The following is a 12,104-nucleotide window of genomic DNA, read 5'->3' as shown; positions in this document are numbered from 1 at the left end:
TCAATACTTCTTGTATCCTACCATATTTAGACAAAGGAAATCTATACTTTTGTTCCTTTTGCTTCCTATTAATTTATTCATTGCTAGGTTGAATTAAAAAATAAAAACAAAAAAGACTAGAATATGGATTCTAGTCTTTTCAGTGTCTTGCTATATGTGGCTTTTTTGTCAGGCTAACATATTACTTCCTTTGGTCCATCAAAAAGCTATCCGGTGTGTATGCTGCTTCATAAGCGCTCCGCTGCATCTTGGCTTGTCCTCTGTGCTGAAGCCAGTCGGAGGCTTCCATTTTAAGCTGGTTCATGCGGTTAAGGATGAGCGGATCCGCCTGTAAAATACTTTGTAACTGCTCAACCTGACTCGGCGAAAATGGGGTATGCTGCTTGAGCCGGTTCAGTTCATCAATCAACTGCTGGCGCTCCTGGACAAAGTCCTGAAGCTCCTCGTATGCCGTATATTGCAGACGCGCTACAACGGTTTCAGTCAACGCCTGGAGCGAAGAGATCAAGTTATCCATTCGCTGTCTCTTGGCTCAAGCTGCTGGCTGTCATTTTAGCGGCTTCGGCAAAGGTTTCCCGCAAATCCATCAAATACCCCAGGGCCTCTTCAGCAGGTGCAGTTGTTTTCTTCACATTGGATTCGATCAGCAGGTGATTAATATATTCATATAAAGAAGCGAGTCCTTCCGAAACGGCATAACTTCGGTCCAGCGTAGACAGCAGCTCGTTGACGATGCTTTGGCTTTTGCCTAAATTCAAATTGGCCTTCTGCAAGTCTTTCTTCTGCAAGCTGTCGATTCCAGCACGGACGAAGCGGATCGCTCCGTCGTACAGCATCAGCAGCAGCTGCCCTGGCGTAGAGGTTTGAACGGATGACTGACGGTATTTTTCATAAGGAGATGTAATCAAGTGTCTTCACCCTTTACTAAAAAAATTATTGGGTAGTTCCGAACAGACTGGACGACTGGGACTGCAGTTTGTTCATGGCCGTTTCCATCGCGCTAAATTGCTGGTAGTATCGTGTCTCCTGATCATCAAGCTGTTTCATTAAATTGCTGATTCTCGTTGTGTATTCCTTCATTTGTTTCCCCATGACGCTCTCGTCTTTGAAAGCAGAGCTAAGGTCCCCGCTGAAGCGGTTCGTACCGGCGCGATCGGAGAACTTTTGAAGCGTGTTTGTCATAGTCGTAGACAACTTGCTGACGATTCCGTTTGAACCTTGGAACACGCTGGACAGCTGTTGAGGATTGCTTTGCAAGGCTTGCTTCAGCTTCTCCTCATCGAGATACAGCTTGCCGCCCTCGAAGTATTGGCCGGTTGTGATGCCCATGGAACTAAGTTGCCCCAGACTATTATTAATAACTGAACGCATTGCCGATATTGTACTCTTAAGGATATCGTCGTTTTTCAGTAATCCGCTCTTCGCCTTTTCTTCCCAAGCTGTAATTTCGTTTTCTTTCATTGCTGATTTCTGCTCATCCGTAAGCGGCGGAAAATCACGGTACTTCGCTTCGTCAACTTTAGTATTTAAAGTATTGAGTAAGTCATTATACGTATCAACAAAAGATTTAATCGTCTCCACAGCTTTAGTGGAATCGTTTGTTGTAGTAATCGTAGATGGCTTGTCATTTTCTCCGGTTACTTTTATTGCTGTAATATTTATCCCATTCACCGTAAAATTGTTGCTGTTATCTGATGTAAATGTGTTTTCTCCGGTATCAGATGTTACTGTAATTTTTGCACCGTGACCAATCGACTTGTCAGTGGCATCATTACTACTAAGTCTCAGAAGACCCAGCAATGAAACATTATTACCGCTGTTGCTGTTCTCAGAAATAACAACATCCCCCTTAGAACCGAAATCTTTGGAGGCAATTGAGAATTTACCGCTAACTTCATCAAAAACAGCTGTTACATTGGCCGTTGAACCGTTAATTTTATTGACTACATCTGCTATTGTATCTGTGCTGCTGAGTTTAATTTCCTTCCCATTAATGGTAATGGAATAGTTTTCTGCTGCATCTTCTTTGGGTGATTTACCATCTTTGTCCTTTAAAGAGCTAAGTGTAGTTGAAAGTTTCACCTGATTGGCAGCATTTTTGGATGAAATTGCAGTTGAAGCAGAAATGGTCGTCTTCGTCGCAACATCGTTAACCACTACCTTCATGGAAGTGCTTACTGCATTCGTAGAAGCTTCAGCCTTTATTGCATCGGTATTATCGCTTACAACAGCTGTTTGGGCTACCATGCTAGCGGTCTTTCCAAATACATCCGTCAGTTTGGATTTAAATCCAAAAACCTTACTATTCATTTCTCTGTAACTATCTCGTTGCCAAGAAAGATATGTTTTCTGTTGATTTAACTTGTCAAGAGGGACACGCTTGGCAGTCATCAACTGCTTCACCATACTGTCAATGTCCATACCTGAGAAACCATTAATTCTAAGCGTCACTGATGCAACTCCTCCCTACACTTTAGCGTCAATCATAATTCCTGCCAGCTCCATCATCTTGGCAACCAGATCCAAGGTTTTCTCTGGCGGGACTTCTCGGATGACTTCTCCCGTCTCCTTATTGAGAACCTTGACCATGATTTCATGGGTTTTATCGTGAATACTGATATCTAGTGTTGTCTCCGGCCCTTGCAAGGACTTTACTGCCCGGTCTATATTCCGGATCAGCTGCTCCTCCCCAATAGACACCGAAACCCCCTGCTTTTCCTTCAAAGCCAAATCTTCGCTGTTCCGGATCATGGATGCTGCACCATTCATGGATGCCGCCGAATCTGTTTTGTTCTGAGATGACGTACTCGCGGTTAAGGAAAATTGTACATTCATCCTGGCTACCTCCGACAAAAGGATATATATACTATTATCGGTTTCCAGCGCCTGGAGATTTAGTCGATACTAATAATTGTAGAAAAGAAAAAGAGTTCTGGGAAAAACCCAGAACTCTTTGGTATATCTTTAGGATTAACGGAGCAATTGCAGAACGCCTTGCGGCTGTTGGTTCGCTTGAGCCAACATAGCTTGTGCTGCTTGAGCAAGGATGTTGTTCTTGGTTTGTTCCATCATTTCTTTAGCCATGTCTACGTCACGGATACGGGATTCAGCAGCTGTCAGGTTCTCGGAAGCTGTTCCCAAGTTGTTGATCGTGTGCTCCAGACGGTTTTGAACGGCACCCAGTTTGGAACGCTCACTGGAAACCTTTTGAGTTGCTTGGTCAATGACTTTAATAGCTACGTCAGCTTGTGCCTGTGTAGAAATTTTCAGGTCCTTAACTCCCAGTGCAGAAGTACCCATATCATTAATCGAAAGTGTCATCGTTTGGCCAGTATTCGCACCAATTTGGAAAGTCGCTGTTCCGTCCGTTCTTACATTAGCAGCCGCTGTAGTTTCAGTAAAGTTAGAAAGTGCATTGGTAGCAGCAGTACGAACGTTACCGTTGGCGTCTTTAACGGAGATCGTCAGACCATTAATAGCGCCTGTTGTACCTGCATTAGAAGCAGTCATTGTGATAGCTCCAGTTGCAGCGTCTACCGCCAGTGCAGTATTTGTATCGTCAGCTGTTCCATCAGTCGTACCTAATGCAGAAAGGTCAGTGGTAGCACCAACAGTAATTGTGTTAGTAATTGTAGTTCCGTCTTTTACATAGGAAACAGTAACTGTATCGCCTTGAGTGATACCCAGTTTGTTTCCGTTTTTATCCGTAAGATCGGTAAGGAGTGCTGAAGTGTCAGCAAGTGCTGTACCAGTAGCGCCCTTAACTGCTGCGTTGGTATTAACATTTGCTACTGCAGTGTTTACCGCACCACCCATAGATCCATCCAGGAGATTCTTGGTGTTGAATTGAGTAGTGGACTGAATACGGTCAATCTCTTTGTTCAATTGATCTACTTCATCTTGAAGGTTTTTACGGTCTTCTGCTGTGTTTGTATCGTTGCCGGACTGAACCGCAAGTTCACGCATACGTTGCAAAATGCTGTGTGTTTCGTTCAGAGCGCCCTCAGCCGTTTGAATCAAGGAGATACCATCCTGCGAGTTACGGGAAGCTTGGTCCAAACCGCGGATTTGGCCGCGCATTTTTTCGGAGATTGCCAGGCCGGCAGCGTCATCGCCCGCACGGTTGATGCGAAGACCGGAAGACAGTTTCTCGATATTTTTGTTTGTGTTTGCTGTGTTAATGGACAGCTGGCGGTGAGTGTTCAACGCCGCAATGTTGTGATTGATAATCATTGGGTATTTCCTCCCTGAAATATAGTTAGTACCACGTCCATGTGGTAACGCTGCCTCTTTAAGGTCGGCCGCCCCGCCAAAGCAGCGTCTAAACTATATATCGACACAGCGAACTTTTCTTTTTAGACTTTTCTCGTGATTTTTTTATTTTTTATTCGGATCACGCAATTTTCCCAGGAGAGCTTCCAGCATGGCCGGTGCGGGTGCCGCCGACTCCTGGTTGCTCTCTTTGATCGAGAGGTAGATCTCTTTGCGGAAAATATCAATATGCGGCGGAGCGGAAATGCCGACTCTCACCGTATCCCCCTCCACACTCAATATCGTGATCTCGATTTGATCCTGAATGACAATGGACTCATTTTTCTTACGCGATAATACCAGCACGATTATTCACCCGCCTTTGCTGAGGGTTGGGAGCCGTTTTCGCTCCAAAGTGGATGCCGCGTCTGATATGGAGAATGATGCAGCACTACCTGTTTGCCTAGGTTCTTCTCAGGGTTCAGCACGACAGGCGCGAGCAAATTCATCGTGGACTGATCTATCTGCTCTTTTAACGAGATAATGCAGCGAATCACGACCTGGGATTGAATATCAAGCTCCTCTGTATCCGCCTCCGGCAGGTCGAACTCGTACTGTGGAAAATATACAAACGGGTCTCCCAGCAGAAAAGCAAAGCCCGGCTCCTTCGTCGACTGCAAATAATCAAATGGGCCATCCTCCAGCGATATCAGCGCAAACTCCGTTTCCTCCTCGAATCCCGGCATGCCTTTCGGAAACCGGTAAATTTGCTCCTCGGGGATGTCGAGCTCTCCCCAGGATGCGGTCTGTATAATCATGGCGGTCACTCCTTGTTTATCGATTTATATTTCTTAGTCCAAAGACTCAATTATTTCTTATCTCAAAATAAAAAGAAAACTATAGAAGGCGATCAAGAATCCCCCTCTATAGTCTACTCTATCAACTCATACCTGCCCAACATCAGCGCTGGGTATCAATCTCCGGCGGGATATACTGCACGGACGCGTACTGCTTCATATAAATGTCCAGCTTGCCCCGGGTATATTCGATCTCCGGCCGGTTCACCTGCACCTGGATATCCGTATGCGCCTTCCGGAACTCGATATCCGGCGGACGTGTGTCGATCTGAATGTCGACGTTATCGATGGAAGCTGGCGTGCGCGTCTCCGGAAAAGGAACCGGCTGCCAGTCCTCACCATAAATATTCGCGATCGTGTTGCTGGCGATATGAATGGCCGCGGCACGGTTACCTTCCTCGACCCTCCGGGCAATCCCCTGTAGATACAGCTCCTGAAAGCCGGAATAGATCCGGCTATTCATATCAATAAAATTGCCGCCGGTGAAAGCCGAGAACGCTTTGGACTGATCCACATGAAGCTCCGGCTTGTACTGGTGAATTTCCAGCTCCGACGGCGTAGTGTTCATGGTGACGTCAGCCTTAGGCTGACGAATGGAATACTCGCCCAAGTCGGCATCGATCCCAATCTGGGCCCGGGTCTGGCGGATTTGCAGAATAGGCTGTACCATACCTTCCTCCTACAAACGATACTATCTCAGAAAATCAACCAGGGATGGTTGAATGATTTTGGAGCCGGCAGACAGCGAGGCGTTATAAATGTTCTCCTGGATTTTGGAGTTCATGATCAGCTCCGCATAGTCAGCATCTTCGGTTTTAGCCTGAAGGTCCGTCAGGTTCGTGTTCAGATCGGACAATCGGTCCTGCATCAGCTCGATCCGGTTCGTTTTGGCGCCAAGTTCCGCACGTGCGGTGAGCATTTTCTCGGTGCGGCTGTCGATTAGATCTAGCTGGGAAGACAGGCCGGCAAAGTTGCCGTCGTCAAGGCTCTTGCTGATATTTTCGATAATGGTGAAAATATTATCCGGTTCGCCCCCGTTCCCGAACACGTCCGTGCCGGTCATGTTGATCGGGAGCTTCACGCTTTCGCCAACGCTGAAATTAATGAGGCCCTTATCCGTCACGATATCGGCAATCCCCATGCCATTGGGGGTACCGTCGGCATTCAAGCCGGTCGTGTTGGAGGTGCCATCGCTGTTTTGTGGAAAGTCGTACGGCTTCTTGTCATACGCTTCCCCGTTAAAAACATACTTTCCGTTCAGCTTGCTGTTCGCAATATCGATCAGTTGTTCCTTCAGCTGGGAAACTTCCTTCTTGATGCTGTCCAAGGCTGACTGCGGATTCGTGCCGTTTGCCGCTTGGGTGGTCAGCTCGCGCAGACGCTGCACGACATCTCCAGCTTCGCTGAGCACTGTATCGTTAAAATCCAGCCAGGACAGCGCGCTGTCCACGTTGGATGTGTATTGGTCATTGGAAGCCAGCTCCGAACGGTAGCGCAGCGAGTAAGTAATGCCCACAGGATCGTCCGAAGGACGATTCAGCTTGCGGCCGGTGGCCAGCTGGTTCTGCGTGTTGTTCATTTCCCGCGCGTTGCGGTTCAAGTTCAGGAGCAGCTGGGAGTTCATCATATTGGAAGTCACTCTAAGCATTGGTTAACCCACCTTTACCGTTATCTTCCTACAGTTCCTGTAGAGTTGATCAGTTTGTCCAGCAGCTGGTCGAACGTGGTCATAAAACGCGCGGACGCGCCATACGCATGCTGGAACTTGATCAGGTTCGCCATCTCCTCGTCCAGAGAAACGCCGCTGACTGACTGGCGCTGGCTCTCGACCTGCTGTACCAGAATGTCCGAGTTTTGCGTCTGCCGGCTCGCTTCCTGGGCTTGTACCCCCAGCTGTCCCACCATCGAGCTGTAATAGCCGTCGATCGTCGTGGAGCGGGTGCCGTCCGGCGAAGTAAAGTTGGTCTGCTTCATATTAGCCATGAGGAGGGCCAGCGTATTGCTTCCTTTGACAACCTTCTCGTCCGTTCCCGAACCTTCGGTTCGCATTGAGGTAGCAATCAGGGTGGGATCTTCCGCAATCTTCGAGTTCAGGCGAATATTTCCCGCCGTAATCGGACTACCATCGCTAGACTCAAAGAAAGGCAGACCGCCTGTGGTGGTCCCATCCATTGTATATCCCAGCTGATGCAGGCCGTTCAGACCTTTGACGGTTACGACCGTATCCTGATCAACAACGCGCCCGGTAATGCCCGGGAGGGTGACGCCGGCCGGCAGTACGCTGCCTTTAGGAATCGTGATCTGGATATCGCCGTTCGCCAAGGTGTTGGCCAAGTCATTGAGCTGTTTCTGGTAATCCTTCACGTAGCCTTCGCGGGACGCAATGATGCCGTAAACCTCTCCGCCCTGCAAATTTCCTGACGCGTAGGCTGCTTCAAGAAAAGCACCCCGGTCATCCGGACCCGTACCATCCACATCCGCACTCACGGCAAACCCTTCGACGAGGGCTTGTCCGCCCATCGAAATATTATAACCCTGGTCGGTGTCCTGGACCGTGATGTTAATGATTTTGGACAGCTTGTCCGTCAGCAGGTCGCGTTGGTCTCTAAGGTCATTGGCGTTATCCCCAAGTCCCTCAATCCGCGTGATCGACTGATTCAGGTCTGCGATGGAGTTCAGGTAGTTTTGAACCTCGCTGGCTTTGACGCCGACGTTGGCGGTCAAATCCTGGCTCATTTTATCCAATTGGCCGCTCATGTAGTTCATTGCATCCGTCAGGGCCGTTGCATTTTCCTTGACGACTTTGCGCGCCGCGGCGCTTTCCGGATCTTTGCTCAAGTTGGACCAGGAATTCCAGAAGTTACCGAGTACCTTGCTGATGCCCGTGTCCGACGGCTCGTTAAAAATACCCTGCAGCTTGTCCAATGTGTCCGATTTGATCGTCCAACTGCCGTTGGCGTTGCTTTCGCTGCGGAACTGCGTATCGAGAAAGCTCTCGCGGATCCGTTCAACCGACTGGTATTCAACCCCCGTGCCCAGCTGTCCAGGCGCAGTGGAGCGGTTCATGCCGTAAGCCTCGATCGGACGGGATGCCTGCATTTTTACGGTTTGCCGGCTGAAGCCTTCCGTATTGGCGTTAGCGATGTTATGGCCGGTCGTACCCAGTGCAGCGGTCTGCGTAAACAGACTTCGCTTCGCCGTCTCGATGGAATGGAATGTGGATGTCATGCAACAAAATCCTCCTTCACGTTCGGGGGAGAGCCGGGCTCACCCATGTCTCAATTGCCCCACGTTGTGGGTCTCTGCTTCATCGTTGGTTCATGTAAAAATCTGCGGGGAGCCCCGACACTCGTAATGCTCATTAGAAAAAAAAGACTTCTAAGGACCTAAGCCCTTGAATCGAAAAGGCCGCTCCGGGCCATGTTCCCGCTCCGATCCGCCGGATGGTGGTAGGTGACATCCTGATTCGGTCGGCCAACCAAAATATCCAGGGACAAATCTATAAACGAAAGCGACTGCTCGATCAGCTTCTGGTTCAGCTCGTTCGCCCTTTTCAGCTTCTGCAGGGTCTCCGACAGCTTCTCCTGAATGGCAAGCAGCCGCTTCTTCTCTTCCACGTCAAAAACAAGCCGCGACAGTTCCGTCAGATTCAGGTTCAATTCCGACTTGATGCCGCGTTCGCGTAAATACTGCTGGGCGGAGACCGCGCGCTTCTGTTCGAGGATTTCGATCTGCTTCACCAGCTTGGCTTCCTGGTTCATGATCTTGATGAGAGACTCTACTTCGTTGGCAATGATGGCTTTCTTCTTCTCCGCGGTCAAGTCCAGCATATGGAGATGAACCGTATCCAGCTGCTCCAGCAGGTCGATTAAAGTATGAACAGACATATGGGGTCACCTAATTCCTTGGGAAATCTTTAAAATAAGGCATCAGCTTATCGGCCAGTTTACCTGCATCCACTTGATAGGTGCCGGATGCGATTCTCTGCTTCAGATCCTCGAGCTTCTTCGCTCTCTCCGGGTCATTGGCACGGCTCTGGGCCTCAAGCATTTCAATCGCCTCCGAGGAAATGGAAACCTGGTCCTTCTTGCGTGCAGGCTTTTGCGCTTCCTGCCGCTGCGTCTCCATATTCCGTTGATAAGGGTTAACTCCACCAATTCTGCCGGTATCATTAATTTTCATATCTTCCACCTTCTTTCACAATATGCGGGCTGCTCCGCCGGGTACTAACCCGGCCTCCCAAGCCGACACGTCAGCCCGTTCGCATGCAAAATGCAAACAACCGATAATCTTTACTAAGTTTATCGGTCGTCACTGAAGCATTATTTATAGCTGCTGCCGTTTTTAGTGCGGCAGTCGGTTATTTGTGGAATTTATCCACGACGCGGTAGGCACCTTCACCCGGTTTTCTAGGACCGGAATCCTGATCTTGGCCTGCTTGTGCAGCCTGACTGAGCTCCCGGGTCAGACGGTTGCGGCAAGAGTCGCACATATGCCCCTCACGAATCAGTGTACCGCAAACCTCGCACGGATACATCAAGTTCGGTGCATTCACGACCGAGATCCGGCCCTCACGGACAAAACTCGTAATCTGCTTGACGGAAACACCCGTGGCTTCCGATAGCTCCTGTATATTGGCACCCTTCTGCTCTCGCAGATAATCCACGCAAATCTCGTATTCGCGTTCGATCTCCTTGATGCAGTTCGGGCAAATGTCTCTGAAATTGGCAGCAAACAATCTGCCGCAGCGAGGGCAATTCGCAAGTTCCACAATAATTCTCCCCTTATCGAATACCAAATCAAGCCATGATGATATGGTTCTAGATTACCTTATTCCGGCTCCCCTCGTCCATCTTAATTTACGAATTCCGGTAAATCTTGACATGATTTTTTGTCGTTATTACGACCTGGCCCATGTCAGGCTATACACTTCAGAGGCAAGCCCCAATCCTTGGTGCAAAGTATCCCGTAGCACTTCTGCACACGCATTAATCGTGCTCCCTGTCGTATAAATGTCGTCTATTAAAAGAATTTGCATGGGCTGAAGCTCATCTTGGGCCGTTACAGCATGTCCATAAATTTCTTGAAGAGTCATCTCGCTATTACTATGACTTATATTAGTTGGCCTCCCATATGTACGTATATACAACGATAAGGCAGCTTCTAACCCCTCCTCGTGCACAGCAAACACATTCTTCATCGAATGGATCCGCTCCTGACGGGATTTATAGCTCTGCTTGGCGGTGTGCTCCCTGCGGACCAAAAGCGGCATGACGGGAATTCGATGCTTGATTCCAAGCCCTCTCGCTAACACCTCCGCCTGATTAAATCCCCGCTCCTTCAACCGGACGTCGCTTACGGGGACATAAGTTATCACGTCCGGCTTCCATAAAGCCTGCCCCGATGATTCTCTTAATCTATGGAAAAATGGAAGCTCTGGCAAAACGGAGCCGACCCTTGAAATTAACTTGGAGCTAAGCGTTGAAAATAACCCAATAGAGGCATCCGATTGAATACGCTGATTTGGGATATCCGAGTTAAGGCCAAGCATAAGCATGCCGAGCTCCTCCTGCATCTGCACAAAAGCTTGATTCAGCATGTGGACCATCAGATCCGCGTATTTCTCATGACCGCGATACTTATATTGGGCCAGCCACTCCCTCATTACCTCGTTATACTGGACGGCACTCCTGTTGCAGACAAAAGACCGCCGCCTCGTCTCTTCCCGCAGACAGTCCGGGCAGCCGATGGCGCGGCCGCAGCAAAGACAGCGAGGCATATGAATCCAGGGGATCGCCTCCGCACAAGATCGGCAGATGCCCGGCCATTCCCGGACAAGACGGCTAACGTTGCCGCAGGTCAGGCACGTTTCGCCGGGTGGAGACAGCAAATACTGCATCATCTGTAACAATGAACTACTGGACTTCAACTTATCATCCCTCCTATCGGCTTATGACTTAGAAGGCTGCTCCTTTAAATATCCGTGCTTGCCGGCAATCCGGTTCATCGCCTTGATCTGGTTTACGGCCAGCTTTTGGGACAACGTCCACTGGGATGAAGCAAAAATGACCCTTCCTGCCGGATCCTCAGAAGACCGTCCGGCCCGGCCAGCCATTTGGACGAGCGATGCCTCGTCGAACAGGCTGCTGTCTGCGTCCAGGATATATACGTCGCTGCGGGGAACGGTGACACCCCGCTCCAGTATGGTCGTCGTTACGAGCAGGCGGATGTCCTTCTTCCGAAAAGCCATGACTTTCTCACCCCGCCCAGAATCCTCTGAGGATGTCCCTTCCACAGAAATATCCTTGAACCGGCGGCGTAAAATCTCGACGAGCGGTCCGATATGGCGTATCCGGGAGACAAATAAAAAGATCTGCGCTCCCCGGTCAATCGACCGGCGGAGCTCCCCAACCAGCGGTCCCAGCAGCTTCGGCTGCCGCAGGCAGGTTTCCACGCTGCGCATCGCGATCCGCTTCGGCACGGGCAGCGGGTGGCCGTGGTATCGGACGGGTACCTTGGCATGCGGCAGCGTGCCCCGGGACACCTCCCGCTGCAGCGGACGCGGCGGCGTCGCCGACAGGTACACAAATTTCCCGTCCGGCTTACAGGCATGCTGCGCCGCATAGGCCAGCATAGGGTCGTTGTGATAGGGAAATGCGTCGAGCTCATCGATCACTACCAGGTCGAATGCGTGATAGAAACGCATCAGCTGGTGGGTGGTCGCGAGCGTCAAGGCCCCGCTTTCCCAGCGCTCGGCGCTGCCGCCGTACAGGGTAACGATCCGGACACCGCTGAACGCTTTGGCCAAGCGTGGGGCGAGCTCGAGCACCACGTCCCGGCGCGGCGTGGCCACAAGCACGCGTCCGCCCACCGCCAGCACGGAGTCCAGCAGCGGGAAGATCATTTCGGTTTTGCCCGCGCCCGTCACGGCCCACAGGAGGAAGCGGGAGGGCGCGATGCTGGTGCCGCTTCTCTGCGCGGCACCCCATCTCGGCC

The 12,104-nt window shown here is 50.2% G+C and carries 16 protein-coding genes; 1 reads left to right on the top strand and 15 read right to left on the bottom strand.

What is annotated here, in order from left to right; genetic code table 11:
- Window positions 1-181 precede the first annotated feature (181 nt).
- The 14 genes from fliT to BCV73_RS31355 all read right to left on the bottom strand — a co-directional run bounded on the left by fliT (window position 182) and on the right by BCV73_RS31355 (window position 10,773).
- On the bottom strand, window positions 182-517 hold the full coding sequence (gene fliT / locus BCV73_RS31420; RefSeq protein WP_089549752.1) for a flagellar protein FliT: 336 nt from the start codon (window positions 515-517) through the stop codon (window positions 182-184).
- Complete coding sequence (fliS, locus tag BCV73_RS31415) at window positions 510-908, bottom strand: flagellar export chaperone FliS (protein WP_089549751.1); 399 nt, start codon at window positions 906-908, stop codon at window positions 510-512. Before fliS ends, fliT begins: the two co-directional genes overlap by 8 nt.
- Window positions 909-933: 25 nt before the next feature.
- Window positions 934-2,451, bottom strand: coding sequence for a flagellar filament capping protein FliD (fliD, locus tag BCV73_RS31410; RefSeq protein WP_256993065.1), 1,518 nt, complete (start codon window positions 2,449-2,451; stop codon window positions 934-936).
- A 15-nt stretch (window positions 2,452-2,466) separates the two neighbouring features.
- Window positions 2,467-2,835 carry a flagellar protein FlaG gene (locus tag BCV73_RS31405; RefSeq protein ID WP_089549750.1) on the bottom strand — a complete coding sequence of 123 codons (369 nt, stop codon included), beginning with the start codon at window positions 2,833-2,835 and terminating at the stop codon, window positions 2,467-2,469.
- A gap of 135 nt (window positions 2,836-2,970) precedes the next feature.
- Entirely contained in the window at window positions 2,971-4,233 is a 1,263-nt protein-coding gene (locus BCV73_RS31400; RefSeq protein WP_089549749.1) for a flagellin N-terminal helical domain-containing protein, read from the bottom strand.
- A gap of 144 nt (window positions 4,234-4,377) precedes the next feature.
- The gene (csrA, locus tag BCV73_RS31395) at window positions 4,378-4,617 is read right to left on the bottom strand and encodes a carbon storage regulator CsrA (RefSeq protein ID WP_076174582.1); all 240 of its coding nucleotides are present in this window, start codon (window positions 4,615-4,617) and stop codon (window positions 4,378-4,380) included.
- Between the two features lie 2 nt (window positions 4,618-4,619).
- Window positions 4,620-5,069 carry a flagellar assembly protein FliW gene (locus BCV73_RS31390; RefSeq protein ID WP_089549748.1) on the bottom strand — a complete coding sequence of 150 codons (450 nt, stop codon included), beginning with the start codon at window positions 5,067-5,069 and terminating at the stop codon, window positions 4,620-4,622.
- 142 nt (window positions 5,070-5,211) lie between these two features.
- On the bottom strand, window positions 5,212-5,778 hold the full coding sequence (locus BCV73_RS31385; protein ID WP_089549747.1) for a DUF6470 family protein: 567 nt from the start codon (window positions 5,776-5,778) through the stop codon (window positions 5,212-5,214).
- Between the two features lie 21 nt (window positions 5,779-5,799).
- Window positions 5,800-6,756 (bottom strand): flagellar hook-associated protein FlgL, encoded by a 957-nt coding sequence (gene flgL / locus BCV73_RS31380; protein ID WP_089549746.1) that lies wholly within the window; start codon window positions 6,754-6,756, stop codon window positions 5,800-5,802.
- Window positions 6,757-6,776: 20 nt separating this feature from the next.
- Window positions 6,777-8,336, bottom strand: coding sequence for a flagellar hook-associated protein FlgK (flgK, locus tag BCV73_RS31375; RefSeq protein ID WP_089549745.1), 1,560 nt, complete (start codon window positions 8,334-8,336; stop codon window positions 6,777-6,779).
- Window positions 8,337-8,494: 158 nt separating this feature from the next.
- On the bottom strand, window positions 8,495-8,995 hold the full coding sequence (locus BCV73_RS31370) for a flagellar protein FlgN (RefSeq protein WP_089549744.1): 501 nt from the start codon (window positions 8,993-8,995) through the stop codon (window positions 8,495-8,497).
- 10 nt (window positions 8,996-9,005) lie between these two features.
- On the bottom strand, window positions 9,006-9,290 hold the full coding sequence (gene flgM, locus BCV73_RS31365) for a flagellar biosynthesis anti-sigma factor FlgM (protein WP_089549743.1): 285 nt from the start codon (window positions 9,288-9,290) through the stop codon (window positions 9,006-9,008).
- 178 nt (window positions 9,291-9,468) lie between these two features.
- Window positions 9,469-9,879 (bottom strand): TIGR03826 family flagellar region protein, encoded by a 411-nt coding sequence (locus BCV73_RS31360; RefSeq protein WP_089549742.1) that lies wholly within the window; start codon window positions 9,877-9,879, stop codon window positions 9,469-9,471.
- A gap of 129 nt (window positions 9,880-10,008) precedes the next feature.
- Window positions 10,009-10,773, bottom strand: coding sequence for a ComF family protein (locus BCV73_RS31355; protein ID WP_089549741.1), 765 nt, complete (start codon window positions 10,771-10,773; stop codon window positions 10,009-10,011).
- A gap of 114 nt (window positions 10,774-10,887) precedes the next feature.
- Here BCV73_RS31355 and BCV73_RS36020 point away from each other — a divergent pair, with 114 nt between their 5' ends.
- A complete protein-coding gene (locus tag BCV73_RS36020) occupies window positions 10,888-11,016 on the top strand; it encodes a hypothetical protein (RefSeq protein ID WP_256993064.1) in 129 nt (42 codons plus the stop codon).
- 42 nt (window positions 11,017-11,058) lie between these two features.
- On the opposite strand, the gene BCV73_RS31350 is transcribed toward BCV73_RS36020, so the two are convergent.
- On the bottom strand, window positions 11,059-12,104 hold a 1,046-nt coding region (locus BCV73_RS31350), incomplete at its 5' end, for a helicase-related protein (RefSeq protein WP_256993063.1).

The organism is Paenibacillus sp. SSG-1, assembly GCF_002224835.1.
In the GTDB taxonomy this organism is placed as follows: domain Bacteria; phylum Bacillota; class Bacilli; order Paenibacillales; family Paenibacillaceae; genus Paenibacillus_AQ; species Paenibacillus_AQ favisporus.
The sequence above is the reverse complement of the archived record's forward strand: the minus strand, read 5'-3'. Positions and strand labels throughout refer to the sequence as shown.